This window comes from Microbacterium proteolyticum (genome assembly GCF_029639405.1).
GTDB lineage: Bacteria > Actinomycetota > Actinomycetes > Actinomycetales > Microbacteriaceae > Microbacterium.
This window is the reverse complement of sequence record NZ_CP121274.1, coordinates 1,952,524-1,978,189: the sequence shown is the minus strand read 5'-3', so window position 1 is coordinate 1,978,189 and position 25,666 is coordinate 1,952,524. Positions and strand designations below refer to the sequence as shown.

The window sequence follows — 25,666 nt, the reverse complement described above, 5'->3', positions numbered from 1 at the left end:
GGTCAGTCTACGGGGCGCGCGTCCCGGCCATCGGTCGCGTCGGTTCCGGGCCCGTCGCGCCACTCGGCGGGCAGCGGCTCCATGCGCGACCACGCCTCGCGGATGCGGGCCTGGACGTCGTCATCGGTGTCGAGGGCTGCCGGGCGCTCGTCGGTGTCGCCGGGAACGGGCTCCGGTGCCCACGGCGCCGGTACCGCGGCCGTGAGCACGGCCTCGGACGGACGGTCGCGGAACGCCCGCGCGGTCTCGGGTTCGCGATCGGGTGTCGCGGCATCCGGGTGCGCGCGGTGCGGGAGCGACGCCCGCGGGGCGAGGAGCAGGATCGCGAGGCCGACGAGCATCTCGAGCCCGAGGGCGAGCGCGAGGGGACCCGGCTGCGGTCCGGTCTCGGCCAGGCGCCCCGGTCCGATCGCGCCACTGGAGAAGACCGCGATCAGCGCGCCGACTCCCCCGGTGAGCGCGGCCACCGCCACCGCGACGACCAGCCGCGGGGCGACCGGTTCGTGATCCGAGCGCTCGGGCATCGACGAGCGCAGGATCCACCCCGTCAACGCTCCGACCGCGATCGGCAGGAGCGCCAGGAGCAGGAGCCACGACGTCGTCGACTCGGGGACGATCCCGAGTATCGGGATGCCGGGAACCGCACCGACCTGCGTGGCGGCGGGGGTGACGGCGGTGTCGGTGCCCAGCGAGAACCCGGGGCCGGCGGCGAACGCCACGGCCCACAGCACCAGCGTCGGCAGGTAGACGAGCTGGCCGAGGGCAAGGACCGTGGCCCCGATCCCGTCGACGTTGCTGGCTTGGAACAGCGTGATGATCTGCGTGCCGCGCGCGAGGAGACCGGCGACCACGACGACACCGCCCACGGCGACGAGACCCAGGGTCGTCAGGGCCACGCCGCGCAGGACGAGCCCGGGAACGGGCGCCCAGTCTCGCGGCATCCGCTCGATCCCTGCACGGAGGCGATCGACCGGCCCCTCGTCACCGACCCGCCAGGAGCCCACGACGGCGCCGACCAGCGACGGGACCGCGAAGATCAGCGACGGGAAGAGGATCGCCTGCCACGTCTCGAACGACACCAGGGGAGCCGCCGACGTGAGCGCGACCAGGGCGGCGACGGCGGCGAAGACGAGCGATCCGGAGAGCCACCCGGTCAGCGCGGCCCCCGATTCGGCGGCCCGGATGCCGGAGCGCGCGGCGAACAGGCCGGTGAACGCGGCGAAGGCTAGCGGCGCGAGCGAGAGGACGAAGGTCGCGAGGGAAGGGTCGACGCCGGTGGCCGCGAGGTAGGCATCGGGCAGGGTCACCGTGATCGGGACCAGGTGCCCCAGGTGCCACACCGCCGCCGCCGTCGGCCACAGAGCCGACCAGTCGGCGTCGCCGAGGGCGACGACCCACATCAGCGCGAGAGGTGCGAGCACGACGGCGATGCCGACCGCGGCGGCCAGGAGCGCGTCGAGGGCGGCGAGGAGAGCGACGAGGAGACGATGCATGAGCAGACCGACCCTACCCGCGCTTCCCTGGCCGCGTCCTCAGGCGCGGCGGGGTGCGCCGTCCCGTGCGCGAGTCGCCAGGATTTGTCGCCTCTGCGCGGTCCGAAGCGACAAATCGTGGCGACTCACGCGCCGGAGACCGGCTCCAGCACGAAGATCTCGATGCGGCGCTCGGTCTTCTTCTGGTACTCGTCGTAGTCGGGCCACACCGCCACGGCGCGCGCCCACCACTCGTCGCGCTCGGCGCCCTCGGCCTGGTGTGCCTGGTATTCGCGCTTGACGTCGCCGTCCTGCAGTTCCACCCGCGGGTTTTTCACGAGGTTGTGGAACCACGCCGGGTGCTCGGGAGCACCGCCCTTGGATGCCACAACGAGGTAGCGTCCGTCGTGCTCGACCCGCATGAGCGCGGTCTTGCGCAGGCCCCCCGTTTTTGCTCCGACGGTCGTGAGGACGATGATGGGAACGCCCCGCAGTTCCGCGGCCTCCTGACCCCCGCTGGCCTCGAAGGTCTCGGCCTGCGAACGGGCCCATTCGCTGGTGCTGGGCAGATACTCTCCTGAGAGTGGCATGTCCCCCACGATAGGCCCGCTCCCCCTCCCCGGCACCGACTCTCCCCCATTTCTGGAGCCCCCATGAGCACGCCCGCTCCCGAGACCACCGCCGCTCCCGCCCCGAAGAACGCGGTCGACCGGTTCTTCGAGATCACCGCCCGGGGTTCCTCGGTCGGCGCCGAGGTGCGCGGTGGCGTCGTCACGTTCGTGACGATGGCCTACATCGTCATCCTGAACCCGATCATCCTGTCGGGAACCCCCGACGTCGCCGGCAACGCGCTCGGCTTCCCCCAGGTCGCCGCGGTCACCGCGCTGACCGCCGGCGTCATGACGATGCTGTTCGGTCTCGTCACCCGCCTGCCGTTCGCCTTCGCCGCCGGCCTCGGGATCAACTCGTTCCTCGCCGTCGGAATCGTCGGCGGCGTCACCTGGCCCGAAGCGATGGGGCTCGTGGTCATCAACGGGCTCATCATCGTGCTGCTGGCGGTCACGGGTCTGCGCCGCATGATCTTCGAAGCCGTGCCGCTCGCGCTGAAGACGGCGATCACCGTCGGCATCGGTCTGTTCATCGCCTTCATCGGTTTCGTCGACAGCGGCCTCGTGACCGCGACGGGGCTGTCGTCGCCGCCCGTCGGACTCGGTGTGCAGGGGTCGATCGCCACGATCCCGACCGCCCTGTTCGTGCTCACGCTCCTCATCACCGCCGTGCTCATGGTGCGCAAGGTCAAGGCGGCGCTGCTCATCGGCCTGCTCAGCGGCACGGTCATCGCGGTGATCGTGGAGGCCATCGCCAAGCTCGGCCCCCGCTCGGCGGAGAACCCCGGCGGCTGGGGCCTCAGCGTCCCCACTGTTCCGACGCAGTGGGTCGGTCTCCCCGACCTGTCGCTCGTCGGCCAGGTCGACCTGGGCGGCGCCTTCGGCCGTATCGGCGTGCTTGCGGCGCTCATGCTGGTGTTCACGCTGGTGTTCACGAACTTCTTCGACGCGATGGGCACGATGACCGGCCTGTCCCGCGAGGCGGGTCTCGCGGCCCCCGACGGCACCTTCCCGCGCCTGCGCTCGGCCCTCATCATCGAAGGCATCGGCGCGGTCGCCGGTGGCGCGACGTCGTCGTCGTCGAACACGGTGTTCATCGAGTCGGGATCGGGTATCGGTGAAGGCGCGCGGACCGGACTCGCGAACGTCGTGACCGGGGCCCTGTTCCTGCTCGCGATGTTCTTCACGCCGCTGACGAGCATCGTCCCGACCGAGATCGCCGCCGCCGCCCTGGTGATCGTGGGCGCGCTCATGATGGGGCAGATCCGCCACGTCGACCTCAGCGACCTCTCGGTGCTGATCCCGGTGTTCCTCACGGTGACGGTGATGCCGCTGACCTACTCGATCGCCAACGGCATCGGCGCGGGCTTCGTCAGCTGGGTCGTGATCCAGGCGCTGTCGGGCCGTGCCCGCCGCATCAGTCCGCTGCTGTGGATCGTCGCCGCCGGCTTCGTCGTCTTCTTCGTCCGCGGCCCGGTCGAGGCCCTGCTCGGCTGAGCCCCGCGCTCGACAGGGGCCTGGATGCCACGGCATCCGGGCCCCTTCCCGTATGCGGGTGCGGCGGTGTTCCGGGCTCGAGCGTCCAGGACACGCCGCATGCCCCCGGCCCGACACGGCGTGTCTTGGACACTCGACGCCGGCACCGCCCGCCGCTCCGCCGCCGCTCTCGTCACGGGGCCCGCACAACGCGAGCGCACACGATCCGGACGAACGCACATGTTCGGAACGTCTCGATCGTATGCGCTCGACCCGATCGTGTGCCTTCGGCGGCGGCCAACAGCCCGCGGGCGACGAGGCCATGCGAGCCGCATCGTCGATGAGAAGAGAGTGAGACTTCTCTCATGTTGACGTGGACATGACTGTTTTGACCTACGTTCGTCACACGGACGCGACGACCGCGTCCGCCGCTTCGAAGGAGAAGAACCATGCAGATGACGAACGTCCTCCCCCGTCGTCGACGCGCCCTGATCGCCGCCGTTCTCGCGGGCGCAGCTCTGGTAGGCGGTAGCACCGCCCCCGCCCTCGCCGCCGACGGCGAGATCACCTACACGCTGCACACCGAGGCGAATCCGACCGCCGACCAGCAGGACGCTTACGACAAGATCACCGCCGCCGTCAACGCCGCCGTCACGCGCTACAACAACCTCTCCGACCTGACCAAAGAGCTGAACGTCTACTACGCTCCGGGCGTCCCCACCGCCGAAGGCAACGGCAACGGCGATCTGCGCTTCGGGGAGAACCGGTCGTACATGTCCGAGCGCACCGCGCTGCACGAGATCGCCCACACCCTCGGCGTGAATCAGAGCGGTGGGTGGTCGAGCAACTGCAGCACGGGCACCTGGACCGGCCCGAACGTCAACGCGCTGATCAAGAGCTGGGACGGCGACAGCGCGACCATCTCCTGCGGCGGAGGGCACTTCTGGCCCTACGGCCTGAACTACGACAACGAATGGTCGGAGCAGAACGCCGACCGGCACGTGCTGATCGTGGCCGCTATGAAGGCCGACGGCATGTAACTCCCTCTCCCTCCCGTCTCAGTGTCCCAGACACGCGGACGCGGCGCGGGGCCGTCCGCGTGTCTTGGACACTCGACCGAGCACCATCGGGGAACGCGAAAGGGCCCGGATGCCATGGCATCCGGGCCCTTTCGAGCGAAGCGTCAGAGCGCTTCGATGATCTCGCGCATCAGGGCGGCGGTCTCGGACGGCGTCTTGCCGACCTTCACGCCGGCGGCCTCGAGGGCCTCCTTCTTCGCCTGGGCGGTGCCGGCGGAGCCGGAGACGATGGCGCCGGCGTGGCCCATGGTCTTGCCCTCGGGGGCGGTGAAGCCCGCGACGTAGCCGACGACCGGCTTGGTGACGTTGGCCGCGATGAAAGCGGCCGCGCGCTCTTCGGCGTCGCCGCCGATCTCGCCGATCATGACGATCGCCTTGGTCTCGGGGTCGGCCTCGAACGCGGCGAGCGCGTCGATGTGCGTGGTTCCGATGATCGGGTCGCCGCCGATGCCGATGGCGGTCGAGAAGCCGAGGTCGCGCAGCTCGAACATCATCTGGTAGGTCAGGGTGCCCGACTTCGACACGAGGCCGATCGGGCCCTTGCCGGTGATGTTCGCGGGCGTGATGCCGACGAGCGCCTCACCGGGGGTGATGATGCCGGGGCAGTTCGGGCCGATGATGCGGGTCTTCTCGCCCTTCGACTTCGCGTACGCCCACGCCTCGGCGGTGTCGCCGACGGGCACGCCCTCGGTGATCACGACGAGCAATGGGATCTCGGCGTCGATGGCCTCGACCATCGCGTCCTTCGTGAACGCCGGGGGCACGAACGCGATCGACACGTCGGCGCCGGTCTCGCGGATGGCCTCTTCGACCGAGGCGAAGACGGGGAGCTCGACGTCGTTGCCGGCGGCGTCCTTGTGGGTGACGGTCGTGCCGGCCTTGCGGGCGTTGACGCCACCGACGACCTGCGTACCCGCCTTCAGCATGAGGGCGGTGTGCTTGGTGCCCTCGCCGCCGGTGATGCCCTGGACGATGACCTTGGAGTCCTTGTTGAGGTAGATCGACATGTTCCTGTCCCTATCCCTTACGCGTTGGCCAGTTCGGCGGCCTTGTCGGCGCCCTCGTCCATACCGGCGGCGAGGGTGACGAGCGGGTGGTTGGCGGCGGCGAGGATCTCGCGACCCTCTTCGACCTGGTTGCCGTCGAGACGGACCACGAGAGGCTTGGTGGCGGCGTCGCCGAGGATCTCGAGCGCCTTCACGATGCCCTCCGCGACGGCCACGCACGAGGTGATGCCGCCGAAGACGTTGACGAACACGCTCTTGACCTGCTCGTCGCCGAGGATGACGTCGAGGCCGGCGGCCATGACCGTCGCCGAGGCGCCGCCGCCGATGTCGAGGAAGTTGGCGGGCTTGACGCCGCCGTGGTTCTCACCGGCGTACGCGACGACGTCGAGGGTCGACATGACCAGGCCCGCGCCGTTGCCGATGATGCCGACCTGACCGTCCAGCTTGACGTAGTTGAGGTCGTGCTGCTTGGCCTTGGCCTCGAGGGGGTCGGCGGCATCCTTGTCTTCGAGCTCTTCGTGCTCGGGGTGACGGAAGCCGGCGTTCTCGTCGAGCGAGACCTTGCCGTCGAGGGCGATGATGTCGCCGTCCTCGGACTGGATGAGGGGGTTGACCTCGACGAGGGTGGCGTCCTCGCCCTTGTAGACGTTGAAGAGCTTGACGAAGACGTCGGCGACCTTGGGGGCCAGCTCGTCGTCGAACTTCGCGGCCTTGGCGATCTCGAGCGCCTTCTCGGGCGAGATGCCCTCGAGCGGGTCGACCTCGACGCGCGCGAGCGCCTCGGGACGCTCGACCGCGAGCTCTTCGATCTCCATGCCGCCCTCGACGCTGGACAGCGACAGGTAGGAGCGGTTGGCACGGTCCAGCAGCACCGAGAAGTAGAACTCCTTGGCGATGCGGGCGCCCGCGGCGACCATGACGCGCTTGACGACGTGGCCCTTGATGTCGAGGCCGAGGATGGCCTGCGCGGCCTCGAAGGCCTCGTCGGGGGTCTTGGCGACCTTGACGCCGCCGGCCTTGCCGCGGCCTCCGGTCTTGACCTGAGCCTTGACGACGACGACGCCGCCGAGCTTCTCCGCGGCCGCCTTCGCCTCCTCAGGGGTGTCGGCGATGATGCCGGCGAGCACCGGCACCTCGTACTTTTCGAACAGGTCTCGTGCCTGGTACTCGTAGAGATCCACGGATGATCCTTCGCTGGGCGATCGGTGGTGGGAGGAGGCGGAAGATCTCTCGATATCAAGAGATCTTGCCAAGCGACAACCCTACTAGACCGGGCTGAATGAGCCGGACGCGGATACGTCCGGACGGAGGGGTTCGGGGATGCCGAGCTCCGCGACGAGCCGCGCGTGGTCGCTGCCGGCGCCGGGCACGGCGCGCAGGGAATCGACCTCGATGTCGCCGCCCGTGAGGACGTGGTCGAGGCGGAGCAGCGGGGGCAGGAAACGGTGACCGATCGGCCAGGTCGCGCCGGACCCGCGACCGACCGCGTCGAAGGCGTCGCGCAGACGCCCGCGCATCAGGCGCCGGAAGGGGGCGTGATCGCCTGTCGCGTTGAAATCGCCGGCGACGATGACCGGGCTCGCGTCGGCGTCGGCGAACGCGCCGAGCCACGCCATCTGCCGTTCCCATCGGCGCACCTGCCCGAGGGTGAGGGGCGCCACGGTGTGCACGTTGACCACGCGCACCGGGCCGTGGGGTGTGGCGAGGTCGGTGCGGAGCATCGGGGATCCCGCCACGTCGAGCACCGCGTCGAAGACCACCGGGAGGCGCGAGAACGTCGCCGCCCCGTGGAACTCCGGTCGCGGTGCGACCCGCCGGTGCGGATAGGCGGACCACAGGCGCGACCGCCGCAGCACGGCGAGCACCTCGGGGGTGACCTCCTGGACCAGGACGACGTCGGCATCCTCGTCCGCGATCTCGTCGGCGAGCCGCGGGATGTCGGGGTTGCTGCAGAGCAGGTTGGCCGTCACCAGTCGGAGACGCAGGGAACCGTCCGCGATCGGGTGCGGACTCCGACCGCCCCGGCCGCGTACCGAGACGAACACGTGGAGGGCCACGAGGGCGCCGGCGACGACCGAGAGAGCCCGACGTCGAGCCAGGGCCGCGACGAGCGCGACCGGATACGCGGCGATCAGGAGGCGCCGTTCCACCCCCCGCACCCCGATCGCGAGCGGGATCCACCGCACGGGACGGACGCGGGCGCCGACGGCGGCCACGAGCGCGGCGACGACCATCCAGCCGACCCGCGCGGAGGCCGAGGTCACCCGGGGCCTTCGGCGAAGATGCGCCCGAGGACCTCCCGCAGCGCTTCGGAGCTGACCGGCTTGGTCAGCCGTGCCGACAGCCGCTGCGACGCCTCGACCGGGATGCCCGAGTACTCGATGATGCCGGTGAGCAGGACGAACCGGGTGGATGCCGCTCCCCCGAGCACGTCGAGCAGCTCGGTGCCCGTGCCCGAGGGGAGCTGGAAGTCCGAGATGACGAGGTCGTACGTGCGCTCGCGCAGCCGCGCAGCCGCCTCGGGCACGTCGGCCGCGGCATCCGTCGACCATCCCAGGGCTCGGAGCATGTGCGTGAGCACGAGGCGGGTGACGGGATCGTCGTCGACGATGAGGGCGTCGCTCACCGGTCGTCCACCTCGTCGGCGGAGTCGCGCATCACGAAGATCTGGTCGAACTGGGTCAACCGGAAGACCCGCATCGCGTCGTCCGATCGGGGGCGGATCAGCGTCACCGATCCGCCGGTCAGACCGCGGTCGCGGCGGGCGCGCGCGAGCACGGCGAGACCGGCGCTGTCGACGAACGTGACGTCGGTGAGGTCGATGGTCAGCCGCGCCGCGGCGGCCACCTGGGCCGAGTCGAAGATCTGCCGCGCTCTCGGCGCCTCCACGGCATCCAGGCGTCCGGACAGCGCGAGCAACGCGTACACCTCGTCGACGTAGACCACGTCGATCCTCAGAGCGCTCTCGCCCGCCGCCTCAGTGCTGTGCATCGTCGCCCTCGATCTCCATACGTAGTTCCAGTTCGTTGACCGCTCCGACCCGCCGGTAGGACACCTCGGTGACGAGGGAGCGGATGATCGTGAGGCCGTACCCGCGTTCGCGGAGCGGCTCGGCCGGCAGGACCGCCGCGGTCGACGGATCGAACGGCGCGCCGTGGTCGGTCAGGCGAACGACGAGCGCGGCCGGGCCGACTTCCAGCGCGAGACCGATCGTCGTGCCCTCGGGGAGCTCCCCGTGGTCGATGACGTTCATGCAGGCCTCGTGGACGGCGAGCTCGGCGCGCGGCAGGAGCACGGCCGCGGTCGCCGGATCGAGGTGCGCGAGGGATGCCGTGAGCCAGCCGCCGATCTCGCGGGTGGCCAGCGCCGTCGGTTCGAGCTCGAGGGTGGAGCGCACGGTGCCGGTCACGCGAGTGTCCTTCCGCGGCGGATGACCATCAGGGTGGCGTCGTCGGACGGTGCGGCACCGCGCGCGAAACCGTCGACGGCGCCGAACACGATCCGACCGAAGTCGGTCGAACTGAGCCCACGGGCCGAACGGCACAGTTCCGTGAAGCGGTCGTAGCCGAACTGCTCGCCGTCGGGGTCCGTCTGCTCGGCCAGACCGTCGGAGCCGATGACGAGCGTGTCGTCGACGCCCAGCACGGTGGTCCATACCCGGGGGACGCGACCGCGGATCACCCCGACCGGGGGGACGGATGCCTTGACGGCCTCGACCTCCGTGCCGCTGAACACCACCGGGGAGTGCCCGGCGTTCACGAGCGAGACCTCGCCGGTGTCCTCGCGGATCACGCCCACCGTCAGGGTGATGAACACGCCGACGTCGTCGAGATGGTCGAACAGCTCGTCCTCGATGCGCTGGAACACGTCGACCACGGAGTCGTCCGGGCGGGTGAGGAACGCGATCCGGCAGGCGGCGACGGCGCGCGTCATGAGCATCGCGGCCGGCAGACCCTTGCCGGCGACGTCACCGACGGCGAACCAGATCGCCCCGGTGGAGCGACCGAACACGTACAGGTCGCCGCCGGTGAGAGCCGCGGGCACCGTGCGCGCGTAGAGGTCCACGTCGGCGGACGGCGGCGGTTCGGTCGAGATCACGGATTGGGCGAGGACGGAGGCCAACTGGTGCTCGCGCTCCACGGCGGCGCGTTCGAACTCGTGGCGGTGCAGTTCCCGGAACGCGAGCATGATGCCGATCGCCGAGACGATCGCCTCGATGAGAGGCACGTCGATGGTGGAGAACGGGCGGTCAGCCGACCGGAAGAAGGCGATGTGCTGCTCCGTCGCACCGTCCGGGTCGAGGACGCCGATCACGGCGGTGTCGGATGCCACGGCGCGGACGGCGTCGTCGGGCGCATCCTCGAGCGCCGCGCGGACCAGACTCACGTGCGCGCCGAGATCGCCGTGGTCGCCGCGGACCAGGGCGACCTCGCGCCCCTCGAAGAACAGCACCTGCCGCGAGTCCGTGATCGACAGGGCGCGGTCCAGCAGCAGCGAGAGCGTGTCGTCGCCCGCCGCACCCCGCACGTTGATGCGCGCGAGCGCCTCGACGGCCAGTTGCCGGTCCTGGCTCGCGATGAGCGCCTCCGTGAGCGCCAGCTGCGTGGCCTGGAGCTCGGCCACGGCGTCGCGGACGACGCGCTCGGCGAGCGCCGCGCGGTCGTGGTCCTCGGCCGACGGGCTGCGCGTCGCCGCCGAGGCGAGCAGGTCGAGCGCGTTGTCCAGCGATCCGATCGCGGCAGGCGCGTTCCCCGCGGTGCGGGGGTCCGTCTCGTCGGTTCTCACGATGGGCCGTCCGCCGCCGACCGGATCGTGAACAGCTCGGCGAGGTCCGTGATCTCCAGGATCACGCGGACGGCGTCGGCGGGGTCCACGAGCACGACCTCTCCCCCGAACGCCCGGGCCTGCTTCTGCAGACGCACGAGCTCGGCGAGCGCCGTGGAGTCGAGGAAGGCCACCTGCGACAGGTCCATCAGGATGACGGGGTGCTCGGCGGTGACCAGCGGGTGCACGGCGGTGCGGAACCCGGGCGCCTCGTGGGCGTCGAAACGCCCGGCCAGGTACACCGTGCGGCGTGAGGGTTCGATCTCGGTCCTGACGATCATCGCGGGGTCCTTCCGTCGACTTCCGTGGGGGTGAGCGGTGTCGGGCGGCGCCGCTCTTCGCGGTACGCACCGCGCAGATCCAGGAATCGGATGCGGACGAGGTCGCGCAGAAACTGCAGCGTCACCTTCATGGCATCCACGGTCGAACCGGGGGCGTCGTACCAGTCCACCGGCTCCTCCGCCACACGGTAGCCGAGCTTGTGCGCGAGGTAGAGGACCTCGAGATCGAATGAGAACCCGTCGACGACCTGCGTCGAGAAGAGCTTCTGCGCGGCGGGCGCGGTGAACAGCTTGAACCCGCACTGCGTGTCGGCGACCTGGATGCCGAACACGCGCGAGACCAGGACGTGCAGCCCCCCGCTGAGGATGCGGCGTCCCAGGCTCTTGTTGCTCACCGCCGCCCCGGCAATGGCCCGCGAACCGACGACGACGTCGAAACCCTCGGCGACGCGTGCGGCCAGCCGGTCGAACTGCTCGATGGGGGTGGACTGGTCGGCGTCGGCGAACAGCACGAGACGCCCGCGGGCGGCGAGCATGCCCCGACGGACGGCGTCGCCCTTCCCGGCGTTGCGCGTCGTGGTCAGCAGCCGCAGGTTGGCGAAGCGCAGATCGCGGACGAGGGAGGCCGTGGCATCCGTCGATCCGTCGTCCGAGACGATCAGCTCCCACGGCTCGCCGCGCGCGCTCATGTGCGTGGCGATCGCGCCGATCGTCGGGAGGATGCGCCACTCCTCGTTGTACGCGGGGATGACGACGGTGACCGCCGGCTCCTCGGTCAGGGGCTCGGTGACCCACGCCTTGTACGCGCGGTACGCCGACATCGGTTCGCTCATGGGGTGCCTCCTGCCGTCGCCGCCCGTCGCGTCGCCGACGACGACACCAGCGCGTTCACCGCGAGCGCCACCAGCAGCACGGTCATCGCCACGCCCTGGGCGGCGATGAGGGATGCCATATCGCGGTGCCACACCAGCAGCAGGATCACCTGCAGCACCGCCGCGCCGACGAGGATCCACGACTGACGGGTCCGCGACCGGGACAGGTGGTAGCTGGCGACGAGGTTTCCGAGGGCGAACAGGGTCGTGGTGAGGGCGTACGCCGCGATCGGCACCGACAGGCCCGCGTAGGCGGGCCCCAGGACCACGCCGAGCACCGGTCCGCCCCAGAAGAAGCCGCCGACGGCGCAGACGAGGCCGATGGCCGTGACGATGACCATGCCGTTGCGAAGCACGTTCGAGGCATCCTGCCCCGCGGCGTGGCGGCGGACGGCGACGGGGAAGACCACCGTGGCGACCGACCACGCGAGGAAGAAGACGGCGCGGCCGACGAGGGCCACGGCGGCGTAGACGCCGGCGTCGGCCGGCGGGAATACCGCTTTGGAGATGAGGATGTCGCTGTTGTTGGCGATGATCTGGCCGATCAGCAGGATCGAGACCATCCCGGCGTAGGCCCGCACCTCGCGCGGGTCGATGGTCCCGCTGACCGCGCCACCGCTCGCGCGGGCGACCATGCTCACGACCACGCAGGTCACGACGAACGACACGCTCAGCGCGACCGTCGCCCCGATGACGCCGAAGCCGGCCCAGACCAGCACGACCCCGAGTCCGACGCGCGTGATCATCTCGATCACGAACGACAGCGCGAGGGCGGGGAACGCCAGCCGCGCCTGCAGCGTGCCGCGGCCGACGGCCTGCACGAGCCAGAACGGCACGCCCGCCGCCAGGACCACGAACGGCCACGGCGAGGCCGTTCGGAACAGGTCCGACCACAACGGGGAGCCGGCGGCGAGCGCGACGGCGGCGAGGACGCCGGACCACAGGGCGAGGCGGCGCAGCCGGCGCACGAGGGCATCGGAGTCACCGGGGTAACCGGACGCGTCCGCGCGGGCGACGAACCGGGCGGCGACCATCTGCAGGCACAGCGCGACGGAGGTCAGGGTGAACAGCAGCGTCACCATGAGGTTCGCGTCCGAGAACTCCGCCGGGGTCAGCACCCGGCCGAGGAACAGATTGAGCGCGTAGTTGCCCGCGTTGGCCACGAGCATCGCGCCCGCGAGCATCGACCCGCCCGCGACGAGCCGGCGTGCCCCCGCCGGCGCGGTGTCCGCGCGACGCTCCTCGGTCACACCCGCCTCCGGGCGCGCAGGCGGTCGATGTGCGCGATGTGCCACTGCACGACCTCCGACATCGGCACCCCGCTGGCGGCGGCGTAGTTGCGGCGCCCGAGCATCTCCCGCCGCTCGGGGTCGTCGAGGACCGCGGCGAGCGCGTCGGCGAGACTCTCGACGTCGCCGGGCTCGAAGTAGACGCCCTCGAACCCCTCTTCCTCGATCACGTCGACGAGGTCGCCGATGCGCGGGAGGACGGCGGCACGTCCGTACTCGCCGGCCTGGTGGAGCACGCCGGAACTGCCGGTCGTGGAGGTGTACGGGAAGGCGACCACCGTGGCGGAGCCGAAGAGCGGCGCGACGTCCTCTTCTGCGATGTACCCCGGCATCTCGATGTTCGGCACGTCGGCGTAGCGGGCGGCGGCATCGGCCATGTATCCGGGCGAGTTGGGGCTGTCGGTGCCGGCCAGGACGAGCTGCAGATCGTCGTAGCCGCGATCGAGCAGCAGGCGATAGGCGTCCACGAGGAGGTCGACCGTCTTGTACGTGCCCCACTTGCCGAAAGCCATGATCGTCCGGCGACCGGGAGGGATGCCGAACGACGGCTTGGCGATCTCCTCGAAGCTGCCGTGGGGCGCGAGCAGGGCGTTCGCGGCTCCGTAGCTGTCGCGGAGGAACTCGACGTAGCGGGGGATCGTCAGCGCGACGATGTCGGCGCGCAGCAGCGCCCGCGTGAGCAGGCGCCCGGCGAGCGTCATGAGCCGCGCGGTGAGCGCGGAGCGGGCGAAGCCGGCGTCGCGCATGTCGACGTTGTCGGCGAGGTTGTGCAGGACCACCAGGGTGGGCACCCGCCGCGCGCGCAGCACGGCCGGGAGCAGGAGGCCGAGCGCGCCGGGGATCCGCCGGTCACCGAAGGTCGCGAACTGCAGGTTCAGGATCACCGCGTCGGGGCGGGTGCGGGCGACGGCCCGCGCGACCCGGACCACCGTGCGCGGGTCGTTGAACGTCCAGCTCGGGACGAACGTCACCCCGTCGATCGGCGTCGGGGCCCCGGCATCCGTCTCGTCCGCATAGACGACGACATCGCTGACCTCTTCGAGCCGGCTCAGGTGCCGGACGAGGTGATAGCCGTATTCGTTCAGGCTGTTGCGGCCCGGGGGGAACGCCGTGACAACGCCGATGCGCAGGCGCGCCGAAGAGATCTGCGACACTTCCGACTGCTGGTCCACCATGGCTGCCCTCCACGTGTGAGGTCGACAGTACCTGCAACGGAACCTGCGTTGTCACCCCGCTATTCACCCCGCGCGGCGTTTCGGTTGACTTCTTGAGAGCGCTCCTGCACCGTTGAGCCATCGCGACCGCTCGGGAGTCGGCGCGCAGTCGGAGTGCGGTATGACGCGACAGAACCCCCTGGGTGTCGAGCGAGGCCAGGGTGCGGGGCTCTGGGCGGTGTTCGGCGTCGCCCTCGCCGTGGTCGTCGCCTACGGCGTGTCGCTGTGGATCCTGCCCGAGCAGGGGCCCGCGCTCGTGTGGTTCGTCGGTGCGCGCCTGGCCGTCGAGGCGGCGGCCTGTGCGCTGGTGGTCGTCCGTGTGGTCCGGGTTCCGCGGGAACGCGCCGCCTGGTCGGTCATGGCAGCGGCGCTCGGAGTCCTCGTCGTCGGAGACGCCGTGCAGTCGCTGGCACCGATCAGCGCGGACACCCTTCGCTGGCTCGCTCCGGTGGTCAACCTCCCGTTCTTCCTCGGTCTGATCGGATGCCTCGGACTGCTCGTCCGGGACCGGTTCGCCCGCCTGTCGCTCTCGATGCTGCTGGACGCGCTCATCAGCACCCTGGGCCTGTTGTGCGTGGTGTTCTTCCTCACCTCCCTGGTCGGCGTGGGCGAGCAGGCCACGCTGCTGAGCCTGGCGTACCTGATCCCGTCCCTCCTCTACGTCAGCGTGCTCGTCGCGCTGCTCTCGGGACTGAACCGACGCCCGTCGGCGGCGTGGTGGCTGAACCTGGGCGCGGCGCTCCTGCTGTTCCTGGGGAGCCTCGCCGTGGGACCGGCCCTCGCGCTCGGCCAGACGCGGACCCCCTCCCCCGTGGACGCCCTGTGGCCCGCGGCAGCCCTCCTGCTCGCCCTGGTCGCGTGGTGCGCTCCGACCAGTCGCACGGCCGCGAGCAACGGATTGCGCGTGGTCGTGTACGTCCCCGCGATCTTCTCGACCGGGGCCCTCGTCATCCTGGTGTTCAACGAACTCGATACCGGCGGCGGCGCGATCGAGTTCCTCGCCTTCGCGACACTGGCCACCGGGATCGCGCGGCTGCTGGTCTCGGTCATCGAGGCGGAGCGACTGCGTCAGCGCGAGCGCGAGTTGAGCGCCAGTCTCGAGCGGGCTCGGGATGCCGCACTGGCGGCGACCTCGGCGAAGAGCACGTTCCTCGCGACCATGAGCCACGAGATGCGCACGCCCCTGAACGCCATCCTCGGGATGAACGAGCTCCTCGCCGGCACCGACCTCGACCCCGTGCAGCGCGACTACGCCGACCGGGCATCCGCCAGCGGTTCGCTGCTGCTGGATGTCGTGACCGACATCCTGGACTTCTCGAAGATCGAAGCCGGCGCGATCGACCTGGTGCGCGCACCGTTCGATCTGCGACGCCTGGTGACCTCGACCGTGACGGTGCTGTCCTTCGCCGCGGAGAGCAAGGGGCTGATCGTCGTGGCGGACTACGCGCCCGACGTCCCCACCCACGTGTTGGGGGACTCCACGCGCCTGCGGCAAGTGCTGGTGAACCTGCTCGGCAACGCCGTGAAGTTCACCGCCCAGGGCGAGGTGCGGGTGACCGTACGCCGAGGCGCCGAGCCGGATGCCGTGCGCTTCGAGGTCACGGACACCGGGATCGGCATCCCCGCCGACGCCCTGCAGCGCATCTTCGAGCCCTTCACCCAGGCCGACGATTCCACGACGCGCACGCACGGCGGCACGGGCCTGGGCCTGTCGATCTGCGATGCGCTCGTGCGCATGATGGGCGGCCGTATCCAGGTGAGCAGCGACGTCGGCCGGGGCAGCACGTTCTCGTTCGAGATCGCACTCGAGGCCACCGACCCGCCGGCCCAGTCCCCGCGCGCCGTGGTGCGGGTGGGCCGTCACCCCTCCGCGGCGCCCGTGACGACCCCGACGGTCGCGCGGACGGCCTCGCCCGCGGCCGCCGTGCCCGCGCCGACCGAGCCCGCGGCATCCGTCGATCCGTCGGGCCAGGAGCCGCTGAACGTCCTGGTCGCCGAGGACAACCCCACGCTGCAGCTGCTGTCATCGCAGATCCTCGGGCGCCTCGGGCACCGGGCGACGGTGGTCTCCAACGGCGAGGAGGCTGTCGCCGCGGTCGGCCGCGACACGTACGACATCGTGCTCATGGACGTCCACATGCCCGTGACGGACGGGCTCGAGGCGACGCGTCGGATCCGCGCGGCGGGCGACACCGTCGCGCAGCCGTACATCATCGCCCTCACGGCGGGGGCGACGGAGCAGGACCGCGATGACTGCCTGCGCGCGGGGATGGACGGCTACGTCACGAAGCCGTTCACGATGAAGGACCTGCGCCGCGCCTTCGAGACCGCCGAGCTGCACGCGCCGCCGGAGGACCTCGCGCCCGCCGCCGCGAGCCCCCACCGTTTCACGCTGCTGAACGACCTGGGCCCCGAGGTGAAGGCCGATGTCCTGCGCACGTTCGTGCTCCGCAGCGCCGACGACGTCTCGGCCATCGAGGAGGCCGTCCACCACGGATCGGCCGACGACGCGCGCGCGCTCGCCCACCGCCTGCGCGGGGCGAGCCTCGCGCTGGGGGCGGCGCTCCTCGCCGAGGCGTGCGCGCGCATCGAGCGCGGCTCCGACGAACAGGCTCTCGACCCGCGTCGGGTCGCCGCCGTCCGCGACGCCGCGGCGATCGTCGTCGACGACGCCGAGAGGGAGCTCCGTGCTCTTTCGTCGGGCTGAGCGCGACGCGTCCGCCGACCCCGTTGCGGATACTCCGCCCCCGGCGGCTCCCCCCGCCGACGCTCCCGCGCACGCGCCCGAGGATCCTCGACCCCAGCGCGCACGCAGCCTCTCGACCCGGACGATCGCGCTGGTCGTCGGGGCGGTGTACCTCGTCGGGTCGCTGATCATCTTCCGCGACGTGCTGTTCGCGATCCCGTCGGTCCTCCGCGGCGATGCGGTGATCGCCGGCGACGAGCTCGTGCCCTTCTTCAACTGGCACAGTCAGCTGCTCGACCAGGCCGCGGGTCAGTTCAACGAGCTGGTCAACGGCTACGAGTTCCGCGTCCGCTACGCGTTCCTCACGACCTGGCTGCGCTACTACGCCGTCCTGCCGTTCGCGATCCTCATCGTCATCCCGGCGTTGTTCTGGTCGGCCTATCTGACGGTCGCGAAGTTCATGGACAAGGTGTTCACGTCGCTGTCGTCGCAGGCGATCTACCTCGCGACGTTCTTCCCCGTCTCGCTGATCTACCTGATCATGGTCTACGCCAAGATCACCCACTTCTACACGCTCGTCCTCGGGCTCGTCCTCATGACGATCTCGTCGTTGTGGATGCTGTACGCGCTGCTCTTCGCCGGCCGCAAGTGGAAGCGCTGGATGGTGATCGCCGCCGTCGCGACGCTGTTCAACCCCGCGATCCACTACCTGGTGCTGTTCACGCTCTTCTTCGCGCTGACGGTCGTCACGCTCCTCGTGGGCGAGGTCGGGAAGTGGATCCGCACGGGCGGCCCGCGCCGTCTGCATCGACTGCCCGGCCGCGTTCGCACCCTGGTCCTCCAGGGGGGACGGTGGAGACGCCTGCGGGCGTGGTCCGGCCGCTGGTCGCTCACGACGACCGGGCGCATCTTCTGGGCCCTCGTCATCTACGCCGTGATCACCCTGATCCCCTACGCGCTGTTCGTGAAGTACGTCGCGCTCGCGGGTGTCTCGAACCTCTCGGACACGGTGCCGGGCGACTTCTACTTCATCCAGGATGCCTCGGTCTCCTGGCTCCACGAATTGTCGTGGGACCTCGCGGGGATCACCGACAAGATCCTGTTCGGCGACTACCTCGCGAAGGTGCCGCGCTACCCCGACGCGGTCTACACGCTGCTGCTGTTCGTGCCGCTCGCGGTCCCCTGGGTGCGCCGGAGACTGTTCCGCACACGCCATCACCGACAGCTCCTCGGCGTGCTCATCGTCACGATCGTGTTCGCGATGTGGGCGACGATCGGCTACGGCGAGCCGCTGTGGTTCCCCACCTTCCACCGCACCCTCGCGGCCCTCGCGATCACCGCCAACGACAGTCATTCCGCGATCGGCAACCTCGTGGTGACGGCCGCCGGAACGGTCGTGCAGATCCTGCGTTTCCCGCATCGGTTCCAGCTCATCCTGTTCATGCTCGCGCCGCTGGTGATGTCGCTCACGCTGGCGCTGTTCATCGATGTCGTGAGCGGTCGGTGGCTCGCTCCGCGTCGGCGGCGGGCGCCCCGGGCGAAGGCGACCCCGGTTCCGAAGCAGGCGAAGCCGAAGAACCCCGCGCGGGTGCGCGCCAGGAGCGAACTCCTCGTCTCGCTCCTGGCGACGGCGTGCATCGGCGCGGTGTTCTTCACGCCCTTCTGGTCGAACGATCCCTACCGTTCGGTGTTCGGCTCCGGCAACATGGCCGGGTTCCTCGCGCCCTTCCCGTTGCACGACCTGCAGGAGCTCAAGCAGGAGTTGAACACGCTCCCCGAGGGCAAGACGGTCGTCCTCCCGCCCACCGAGACCGCGAAGCTCGTTCAGGATGCCAACGGCGTCGACCACAAGTTCATCGACAAGTTCTTCATCTACTACCTCGACAAACCGAGCTACTACTACGGCCTCACCGGGGACGTGAAGAACAAGTTCGACTTCTTCCTCATCCTGCGGGGGCTCTACTACCAGCAGGACTGGTGGATCAACGTCGCCCGAGACATCCAGATCAAATACGTCGTCGTCAACCGCAAGATCCACTCGAACAACGGCGTCGGCGCCGAATACCTCCCGAACGTCGAGAGCTACGTGGAGCCCGGGCTCCAGCGGTTGAAGGGAGACGTCGAGCTCCGGTTCGAGAACGACAGCTACGCGCTCTACGAGATCACCGATCAACCGCGGGCGAACCGCGAGACGATCCTGGTCGACTCCAGCTGGCAGACCTACTTGAACCTCGTCTTCAACCGACGGAACCTCAGCCGCTGCTACACGTTCGAATACACCCCGTACTACGACCCGACCGCGCTCCCCGCCGACGCGCCGATCCACCTGCTCACCGACGACGACGCCACCTCCGCGCTCGACCTCTGGCTGCTCGACCATCCCGACGCCATCGCCGGCCCCGACACGCGGATGTTCGCGTTCAACCCCGACGTCGTGGCATCCAATTACTACCTGTCGCCGATGTTCCGGTCGTTCCTGCTGTTCTCGAACACCAAGTGGAACCGCACCGGCATGATCACGCCCGGTGTCTTCGGGACGCTCCGGGGCTCGTTCATCGGGCTCCCCCGCGCGACCGAGATCAGCGTGCCGGTGACGGTGAAGGAACCCGGCAAGTACCGCGTGCTGATGCGCACGGCGAACACCGCGAACACGCTGCACATCACGTCGTCGTCGCTGTCGTACGACCAGTCGTTCGAGCTGCGGTCTCCACCGGAGAACGTCAAGCTCTTCCCCGTCGACGACGTCTACAAGCCCGGCCGCGTGGCCGCCGATACCTCCGCGATGTCCGTCGCCGATCTCGAACAGCAGATCCCCGACCAGCTCGTGCCGGTCAATTCGGGGTTCAGCTTCCAGGACCTCGGCGTGGTGGACGCCCCGGCCGGCAAGCACACGTTCGCGATCGACAAGACCGACACGAACCCGATGCTCTTCGAGGGCCTCATGCTCGTGCCCGAGGAGACGTACCAGTCGCTCTCCCTTCCCGCGAACGTCGAGAAGATCACCGACCCGAACGCCCTCGAATGCTCGGAGCGCACCGTGAGCGCCGGCGGCAAGGACGGCTACGTCGACCCCGCGGCCAACCCCGAGCACGCCAACCTCACCCAGGATCAGCTGCTGAACCTCGCCGCCGCCGACGTCACCGACCTCGAACCGCCCAGCGGCGGTGTCGTCGGGTCGAGCTGGGTCGGGGTGGGGCTGACGGTCCTGCTCATCGCGGGCAGCCTCGTGCTCGTGCGGTGGCGCGCCCGCTTGCATCCCGACGACGATGAGGACGAGGATCGCGACACCGACGACCTCGACGACGATCCGACCGACCCCCCACCCCAGGAGCCTCGATCATGACCGCACCCGCCCGCCGCATCGTGTTCCTCGGGACCCACGGGCAGTACAACATCGGCGACGAATTGCTGCTCGAGACGTTCCTCACGCAGCTCGGACCGCAGCACCGGTACCTCGTCAACAGCTACGACCCGGACTTCACCCGCTCGCAGCTGCGCCCGCGATTCGACGTCCGCGTGATCGACACGGGAGCGGACCGGCTGCAGCTGCTGCGCGCGCTGCGCGGTGCGGATCTCCTCGTCTTCGGCGGAGGCTCGATCATCAAGGAGCTGTACGCGTCGACGGGACGCAACCCCTACTCGACGCTCGCGATGATCCTCGGGGTGGTGACCTTCGCCCGGCGCATCGCACGCAAGCCCGTGGCCATGCTCAACATCGGCGTCGGTCCGCTGCGCACCCGGATGGGGTTGTGGCTCGCGCGGCGGATCCTCTCGCAGGTCGACCTCATCACCGTGCGGGATCAGAAGTCGTTCGACACCTGCCGCGAGATCGGGATCGACGCGACCCTCGTCCCGGATGCCGTGTTCTCCACCGACGAGGAGTTCCTGCTCCGGCCCGCCGACGACACCCCCGCTCCCCGGTCCGACGGCGCGCTCCGGGTCGCACTCAACCTGAACTTCGACATCGAGAACCCGGAGGCGTGGGAGCCGTTCCTCGACCGGCTCGCCGCCGCGCTCGAGAGCGTCCACGCCCGGCATCCACTCGAAGTGCACTCGCTTCCGATGCAGATCGGCTTCAAGGACCACGACGACGTCGAGGTGCTCGACGCCCTCGCCGGACGCCTGGCATCCGTCCCCTTCGTGCGTCACGAACCCCGGACCCACGTGGATGCCGCCCGCCTCATCCGCGACAGCGACGTGCTGGTGAGCGAGCGGCTGCACGCCATCGTGATGGCCTCCCTCCTCGGCGTGCCCTCGTTCGTGCTCGCGTACGACGTCAAGGTGCGCGAGCTCGCGAAGACCCTGGGACTCACCGAGTGGACGGTCGACATCAACGAGCCGTTCGACGCGTCCGCGCTGGCCGACGGTCTCGTCGACCTGATCGAACGACGGGATGCCGTGGGGGCCGCGGTCGGTGCCCGGAGCGCCGAGCTGCGCACCGCGGCCCGCGACAGCTTCGCGCGGGCGCAGGGGTGGGCGGAGAGCGCGTGAGCTCGTCGGGGCCCAGTCGTTTCCGCGCCAGGCCCTACCGCTCGGACACCGGCAGCTCAGCGGATCGCACCGTCCAGGTCGCCAGGCTCAGCGGGGCGGACGAGTGGCGTCCGGACGGCGGGTGTCGGGAATCTCCTCCGCCAGCCACTCCCGAATAACCGCGGCGCCGTGCTCGACATCCGGCGATGACGAATTCGACGCGTACAGGGTCTTTTCTCGCCCGCTCGAGAGAGCGACACTCACCGTGTAGAACTCAGTGGTCCTGTTCATGAGAGCGGCCATCCCCCACTCGGCCAGGCCTCGGATCTGAAAACTCCTGACGTTCTCGATGGCTCCACGGGGATAGCGACGCGTGAAGAAATACCCCCGGGCAATCAACATGGTCGGCGTCAGCTCCACCCCGCAGACACCGAGGCGAACGAGGAAGAGAGCGGCGACGGCGAAGCCGAAAGCGAACAGCGCCGTGATGATCAGACGGTTCCCGAGATCGGCCGTCCCCTCCGTCCAGACCTGGATGGGCATCACCGCAAGCAATCCGAGAAGGAGTCCGCCGAAGGGAACGGCCATGACGTTCCAGACGCGGAACCGCCGCCCGAGCGGCCACACCACTCCGGTGAGGCTCTTCTGCCCGTAGTACCGCGCAAGCACGGACGACGGAGGGCTGAGGAGGATGAGGGTGGCGCCCGCCCACCCGAGGAGGCCCACACCGGCGACGACGATGTCCGGTTCGAAGGTGTACTCGGGCTTCCCCGTGGAGATGAGGACCAGCCGGATGAGCAGCCACCCTCCGGCCGCGCAGCCGACCAGGGCAATGACCGGGGACCACGCGAAAACTGCCCTCCACAGGCGGGCCGACACCCAGTCCGCCGACTGCCGGTCTCGGTTACGGCGAGATCGGAGGGCGCGAGTCGTGTACCCGCCGACGTGCGCCCCCGTCACCGGCGGATCCTCAGGTCCTGTGCGATCACCGGCATCGACGAGATGAAGTGCCGCAGCGCGAGCGGCTGCCGCAGGAACCGCTCCTCGTCCGGGAATGTGACCGGCTGCGTGCGCCACTCGCTCCCCGCGTAGGCGACCAACGCCGCCTCATCCGCCCACTCGCTGACGTACTGAACGCGGCTCGGATCGACGAGGTCGACGAGCACGTCGTGGCGGAGCAATCCGTCGTACTGCTCGGGGAACGATGCGACCAGCTCGCGCAGCAGCGCGAGGAACTCATCGGCGAGGCCGTCCCGGACGTGCGCCTCCGACACCCGCACGATCATCGCCAGAACCCGCGGTGGGGCTCGGCGGCCTCGTCCTCGAGATGCGGACCCGAGACGACGGTCGGCTGACTCCCGCCGGCGAACACCTCGCGGGACGGGAGGTCCAGCTCCCGTCCGTCCTCGCCAGACTCGGCGAGCGCGATGAGCCCCCGCCCCGACAGGGCGTAGACCATGCGCCCGATGCCCGCCCAGAACATCGCCCCCGCGCACATCGCACAGGGTTCGCACGACGTGTACAGGGTGGATGCCGCCAGCTCGGTGGCATCCAGTTCTCTCCAGGCCAGGCGAACGAGGTTCGTTTCGGCGTGGCCGGTGATGTCGCGGTCGGTGACGACGGTGTTCTCGGCCTCGAGGATGCGTCCGTCGCCGGTGACGAGGATCGCACCGAAGGGGTGGTTGCCGTGGGCGCGAGCGTCGATCGACACCTGGATCGTCCGGCGGAGGTGCGCGGTCTCGGTCGGATCGAGGGTGTCGGTGGTCATGGCCACGATCCTAGGGACGCCGGGGCGATCGTGTTGATCGCGCGGCACCCGCACTGGTGGTCAGCTCGCCGACCCCGTGCCGCTGCTCGACCCGTCGGTCGTTCCCCCCGTCGACCCGTCGGAGCTTCCCGAGCCCCCCTGCGGCGGGGTTCCGTATCCGCCGTCGGGAGGCGTGCCGCCATCGGGGGGCGTGCCCATCTCGGGCCGCGTGCCGTTGCCGAAGCCGGGCCCGGTGTTCGAGGTGCTCGCGTTGGCCGCCGAGGCGTTGCCGATCGCGAAACCGGCCCCGCCCCCGACGAGCAGGCCGAGGGCGAGTGCGCCCGCGCTGATGCCGGCGACCAGCCGTCGCGTGAACGTGGGGCGGCGCCGTGCGGGCGCGGGGGACGAGCTCGTCGGCGGCGTCGCCGGAACGAAGGAGTGATCGGTCATGCCGCCGAGTGTGACGGCGCGACACAAACGCAGGACTGGCGGCGGCTGTGGGAACGCTATGAGGCGCTCCGCTCCTCGACGGAGGTCGCAACGGGTCTCGACATCCGTTCCTGGCCCGGTGCCGCCGGCGTTCTTAGCCTGACGCTGCGCGGCACCTCCGCCGTCTGTGAGAGGAGCACTCCCCATGTCTCAATCCCCCACCATCGTCCTCGTCCACGGCGCCTTCGCCGACGCTGCGAGCTGGGCGCCCGTCACGCGCACGCTGCTCGACCGGGGGTACACCGTCCGAGTCCCCGCCGTTCCGAACCGGAGCCTGCTCGGGGACGCGGCCTACATCCGCTCGGTCGTCGAGCACATCGACGGGCCCGTCCTGCTCGCCGGGCACTCGTACGGAGGTGCCGTCATCACCGTGGCCGGCGTCGCGGACAACGTCGTGGGCCTCGTCTACGTCTCGGGCTACGCGCTGGTAGAGGGCGAGAGCCTCGGCGAGCTGCAGGGCGGCTTCCCCGACTCCGACCTCGCCCAGCACCTCGTCTACACGCCGTTCCCCGTCGACGGCGGGGAGGACGGCACCGACGTGTCGGTGGAGATCGCCGCGTTCCCCGACGTCTTCGCCCACGGCGTGCCCCTCGAAACGGCGGAGGTGCTCGCGGTGTCGCAGCGCCCGCTCGCCGCTCTGGCCTTCGGCGAACCGGCACCGGTGGCCGCGTGGAAGACCAAGCCGGCCTGGGGCATCGTGTCCAGCGCGGACCACACCATCAACCCCGACGTCGAGCGCTTCGGGTACACGCGGGCCGGCCTGCGTTCGGTCGTCGAGATCGACGCGCCGCACCTCGTGATGCAGTCGCACCCCGCCGAGGTCGCCCGGGTCATCACCGACGCGATCGCCGAGATCGGCTGAGCCGAGCGCGACGCGGAGGACACGACCGTGGCGATGAGCGACCCGTTCCTGCCCGTGCACCGGGGAGCGCCCGATCGGGACGGACGCGAGATCGATATCGATCACGACGAGGACGTGATTCTCGAGGACGGCGACGACGGGGATGCCGTGAGGCTCCCGCCGTCGGCCGCGGCTCCTCCGTTCCGCACGCCGGTTCCGGGCGACCGTGTCACCGAGGGGCGGCTGGACGACGACCTCGGCGTGGCCGGTCCTCCGCGCTCGGGCGGTGAGTGAGGGGCGTCAGATGCGCCCTCGGGATCGACGGCATCCGGATGCCGCGAACCGGCGCCGCGTCCGACGCCGTCCTGCCCGCGTCACCGCGTGCGCAGTATCGCTTCGAGGTCGTTCACGGCGGCGGCGACGTCGTCCGCGAACAGCAGGGCGATGTCGGAGTGCGTCGCCGTCGGCAGTTCGCGGCAGAGCGACCCCGCGGGCAGAGCCGCGTCGTACATCCGGCGCAGGGCCGCACCCTGTTCACGGAGGTCGTCGTCGCTGCTGAACTGCGCCTGGAGCGGATCGACCGCGCCCGCCCGGAGGACGATCGTCGGGGCGGCGAAGGGTCCGGACCCGAGCTCGTCGAGGATCTCGATGAAGTTCGCCCCTTCTCGCGGCCCGGTCCGCAGGCCGTCGGCGGCGTGGCGAGCGCGCACGAGCTCGCGGACCTCGAGCGGCAGGTCGGTGGTGACCGACTCCCGCCATCGGCGACCGGCAGCGCGATGCTCATCGGTGACGACGACGGCCGTCGAGGCGTTGGCTTCGATGCGGAGATGCTCGGGCATCGCCTCGTTCCACGCGCCGTGGACGGGGTCGAGCAGGACCATGCCCGCGACGCGGTCGGGGAACAGCTGGGCGAACCGTTGCGCGTACGCGCCGCCGAGGGAATGCCCCACCAGGACGACGGCCCCCGTCACGCCCAGCGCACGCAGCAGGGAATCGAGCTCCTCCGCGACGGCGGCCGCCGTCCGCGGGAGCGCGACGGGAGAGCTCCAGCCTGTGCCCGCCCGGTCGTAGATGACACCGGCCCGAGAGCGGGTCACGCTCTCGTAGCTCTGCCACAGGTCGAGACCCATCTCGCCCGAGCCGGGGAGGAAGACCGCGCACGGGCCCGGTCCCTCCCGGGTGTCCACCCACAGCCGACGGCCGTCCACGTCGACGAATCGACCGATCGGCGGTGTCGTCTCGGTCAGGGTCTGAGCCTGCTGGTCCACGTCACCACCGTAGCGAGCGGCCAGAGGCGAGCCGTGGCTCGCG

At 70.3% G+C, this 25,666-nt stretch carries 25 protein-coding genes; 7 read left to right on the top strand and 18 right to left on the bottom strand.

The genetic code is table 11. The annotated features are described in order from the left end of the window. Nucleotides 1-2: 2 nt before the first annotated feature. Together P8R59_RS10025 and P8R59_RS10020 are read right to left on the bottom strand one after the other, a co-directional pair. Complete coding sequence (locus P8R59_RS10025; protein ID WP_278100929.1) at nucleotides 3-1,493, bottom strand: cell division protein PerM; 1,491 nt, start codon at nucleotides 1,491-1,493, stop codon at nucleotides 3-5. Nucleotides 1,494-1,618: 125 nt separating this feature from the next. Next, on the bottom strand, nucleotides 1,619-2,062 hold the full coding sequence (locus P8R59_RS10020; RefSeq protein ID WP_278100928.1) for a nitroreductase family deazaflavin-dependent oxidoreductase: 444 nt from the start codon (nucleotides 2,060-2,062) through the stop codon (nucleotides 1,619-1,621). A gap of 63 nt (nucleotides 2,063-2,125) precedes the next feature. Here P8R59_RS10020 and P8R59_RS10015 point away from each other — a divergent pair, with 63 nt between their 5' ends. Both P8R59_RS10015 and P8R59_RS10010 read left to right on the top strand, forming a co-directional pair. Next, nucleotides 2,126-3,577 (top strand): NCS2 family permease, encoded by a 1,452-nt coding sequence (locus P8R59_RS10015; protein WP_278100927.1) that lies wholly within the window; start codon nucleotides 2,126-2,128, stop codon nucleotides 3,575-3,577. Between the two features lie 428 nt (nucleotides 3,578-4,005). Further along, nucleotides 4,006-4,596: a hypothetical protein gene (locus P8R59_RS10010; protein WP_278100926.1), complete on the top strand. Its 591-nt coding sequence runs from the start codon at nucleotides 4,006-4,008 to the stop codon at nucleotides 4,594-4,596. Nucleotides 4,597-4,739: 143 nt separating this feature from the next. Here the strand turns inward: P8R59_RS10010 and sucD are convergent, their stop codons facing one another. From sucD to P8R59_RS09955, 11 genes are all read right to left on the bottom strand, one after another. Then, nucleotides 4,740-5,642 carry a succinate--CoA ligase subunit alpha gene (sucD, locus tag P8R59_RS10005; protein WP_278100925.1) on the bottom strand — a complete coding sequence of 301 codons (903 nt, stop codon included), beginning with the start codon at nucleotides 5,640-5,642 and terminating at the stop codon, nucleotides 4,740-4,742. A 17-nt stretch (nucleotides 5,643-5,659) separates the two neighbouring features. Next, entirely contained in the window at nucleotides 5,660-6,823 is a 1,164-nt protein-coding gene (sucC, locus tag P8R59_RS10000; protein ID WP_077050528.1) for an ADP-forming succinate--CoA ligase subunit beta, read from the bottom strand. Nucleotides 6,824-6,907: 84 nt separating this feature from the next. Continuing rightward, complete coding sequence (locus tag P8R59_RS09995) at nucleotides 6,908-7,906, bottom strand: endonuclease/exonuclease/phosphatase family protein (protein WP_278100924.1); 999 nt, start codon at nucleotides 7,904-7,906, stop codon at nucleotides 6,908-6,910. Then, nucleotides 7,903-8,268 carry a response regulator gene (locus P8R59_RS09990; RefSeq protein ID WP_278100923.1) on the bottom strand — a complete coding sequence of 122 codons (366 nt, stop codon included), beginning with the start codon at nucleotides 8,266-8,268 and terminating at the stop codon, nucleotides 7,903-7,905. The genes P8R59_RS09995 and P8R59_RS09990 overlap by 4 nt, the downstream gene beginning before the upstream one ends. Next, complete coding sequence (locus P8R59_RS09985) at nucleotides 8,265-8,633, bottom strand: STAS domain-containing protein (protein WP_278100922.1); 369 nt, start codon at nucleotides 8,631-8,633, stop codon at nucleotides 8,265-8,267. Before P8R59_RS09985 ends, P8R59_RS09990 begins: the two co-directional genes overlap by 4 nt. Beyond that, entirely contained in the window at nucleotides 8,620-9,051 is a 432-nt protein-coding gene (locus P8R59_RS09980; RefSeq protein ID WP_278100921.1) for an ATP-binding protein, read from the bottom strand. The genes P8R59_RS09985 and P8R59_RS09980 overlap by 14 nt, the downstream gene beginning before the upstream one ends. Further along, a complete protein-coding gene (locus P8R59_RS09975) occupies nucleotides 9,048-10,427 on the bottom strand; it encodes a PP2C family protein-serine/threonine phosphatase (protein ID WP_278100920.1) in 1,380 nt (459 codons plus the stop codon). The genes P8R59_RS09980 and P8R59_RS09975 overlap by 4 nt, the downstream gene beginning before the upstream one ends. Further along, the gene (locus P8R59_RS09970) at nucleotides 10,424-10,747 is read right to left on the bottom strand and encodes an STAS domain-containing protein (protein WP_077050534.1); all 324 of its coding nucleotides are present in this window, start codon (nucleotides 10,745-10,747) and stop codon (nucleotides 10,424-10,426) included. The genes P8R59_RS09975 and P8R59_RS09970 overlap by 4 nt, the downstream gene beginning before the upstream one ends. After that, a complete protein-coding gene (locus tag P8R59_RS09965; RefSeq protein ID WP_278100919.1) occupies nucleotides 10,744-11,580 on the bottom strand; it encodes a dolichyl-phosphate beta-glucosyltransferase in 837 nt (278 codons plus the stop codon). Before P8R59_RS09965 ends, P8R59_RS09970 begins: the two co-directional genes overlap by 4 nt. Then, on the bottom strand, nucleotides 11,577-12,869 hold the full coding sequence (locus P8R59_RS09960; RefSeq protein ID WP_278100918.1) for an oligosaccharide flippase family protein: 1,293 nt from the start codon (nucleotides 12,867-12,869) through the stop codon (nucleotides 11,577-11,579). The genes P8R59_RS09965 and P8R59_RS09960 overlap by 4 nt, the downstream gene beginning before the upstream one ends. Further along, nucleotides 12,866-14,062 (bottom strand): glycosyltransferase, encoded by a 1,197-nt coding sequence (locus tag P8R59_RS09955; RefSeq protein WP_202400983.1) that lies wholly within the window; start codon nucleotides 14,060-14,062, stop codon nucleotides 12,866-12,868. The genes P8R59_RS09960 and P8R59_RS09955 overlap by 4 nt, the downstream gene beginning before the upstream one ends. Nucleotides 14,063-14,243: 181 nt before the next feature. On the opposite strand from P8R59_RS09955, the gene P8R59_RS09950 reads away from it, so the two are divergent. From P8R59_RS09950 to P8R59_RS09940, 3 genes are read left to right on the top strand one after another with little or no spacing between them, the layout of a single operon-like run. Further along, nucleotides 14,244-16,829 (top strand): ATP-binding protein, encoded by a 2,586-nt coding sequence (locus tag P8R59_RS09950; RefSeq protein WP_278100917.1) that lies wholly within the window; start codon nucleotides 14,244-14,246, stop codon nucleotides 16,827-16,829. Then, nucleotides 16,810-20,151 carry a hypothetical protein gene (locus P8R59_RS09945; RefSeq protein ID WP_278100916.1) on the top strand — a complete coding sequence of 1,114 codons (3,342 nt, stop codon included), beginning with the start codon at nucleotides 16,810-16,812 and terminating at the stop codon, nucleotides 20,149-20,151. The genes P8R59_RS09950 and P8R59_RS09945 overlap by 20 nt, the downstream gene beginning before the upstream one ends. Next, nucleotides 20,148-21,299, top strand: a complete 1,152-nt coding sequence (locus P8R59_RS09940) for a polysaccharide pyruvyl transferase family protein (protein WP_278100915.1) — start codon at nucleotides 20,148-20,150, stop codon at nucleotides 21,297-21,299. Before P8R59_RS09945 ends, P8R59_RS09940 begins: the two co-directional genes overlap by 4 nt. A gap of 87 nt (nucleotides 21,300-21,386) precedes the next feature. Here the strand turns inward: P8R59_RS09940 and P8R59_RS09935 are convergent, their stop codons facing one another. Genes P8R59_RS09935 through P8R59_RS09920 form a run of 4 tightly spaced genes read right to left on the bottom strand, consistent with a single transcriptional unit; the run spans nucleotide 21,387 to nucleotide 23,475 of the window. After that, nucleotides 21,387-22,238 carry a hypothetical protein gene (locus P8R59_RS09935; protein WP_278100914.1) on the bottom strand — a complete coding sequence of 284 codons (852 nt, stop codon included), beginning with the start codon at nucleotides 22,236-22,238 and terminating at the stop codon, nucleotides 21,387-21,389. Then, nucleotides 22,235-22,564 (bottom strand): putative quinol monooxygenase, encoded by a 330-nt coding sequence (locus tag P8R59_RS09930; RefSeq protein WP_278100913.1) that lies wholly within the window; start codon nucleotides 22,562-22,564, stop codon nucleotides 22,235-22,237. Before P8R59_RS09930 ends, P8R59_RS09935 begins: the two co-directional genes overlap by 4 nt. Then, on the bottom strand, nucleotides 22,561-23,046 hold the full coding sequence (locus tag P8R59_RS09925) for a nucleoside deaminase (RefSeq protein ID WP_278100912.1): 486 nt from the start codon (nucleotides 23,044-23,046) through the stop codon (nucleotides 22,561-22,563). The genes P8R59_RS09930 and P8R59_RS09925 overlap by 4 nt, the downstream gene beginning before the upstream one ends. A 60-nt stretch (nucleotides 23,047-23,106) precedes the next feature. Next, a complete protein-coding gene (locus tag P8R59_RS09920; protein ID WP_278100911.1) occupies nucleotides 23,107-23,475 on the bottom strand; it encodes a hypothetical protein in 369 nt (122 codons plus the stop codon). 184 nt (nucleotides 23,476-23,659) lie between these two features. On the opposite strand from P8R59_RS09920, the gene P8R59_RS09915 reads away from it, so the two are divergent. Then, nucleotides 23,660-24,376, top strand: a complete 717-nt coding sequence (locus P8R59_RS09915; RefSeq protein WP_278100910.1) for an alpha/beta hydrolase — start codon at nucleotides 23,660-23,662, stop codon at nucleotides 24,374-24,376. A gap of 27 nt (nucleotides 24,377-24,403) precedes the next feature. After that, nucleotides 24,404-24,649: a hypothetical protein gene (locus tag P8R59_RS09910; protein WP_278100909.1), complete on the top strand. Its 246-nt coding sequence runs from the start codon at nucleotides 24,404-24,406 to the stop codon at nucleotides 24,647-24,649. Nucleotides 24,650-24,729: 80 nt separating this feature from the next. On the opposite strand, the gene P8R59_RS09905 is transcribed toward P8R59_RS09910, so the two are convergent. Next, entirely contained in the window at nucleotides 24,730-25,623 is an 894-nt protein-coding gene (locus P8R59_RS09905) for an alpha/beta hydrolase (protein ID WP_278100908.1), read from the bottom strand. Nucleotides 25,624-25,666 lie beyond the last annotated feature (43 nt).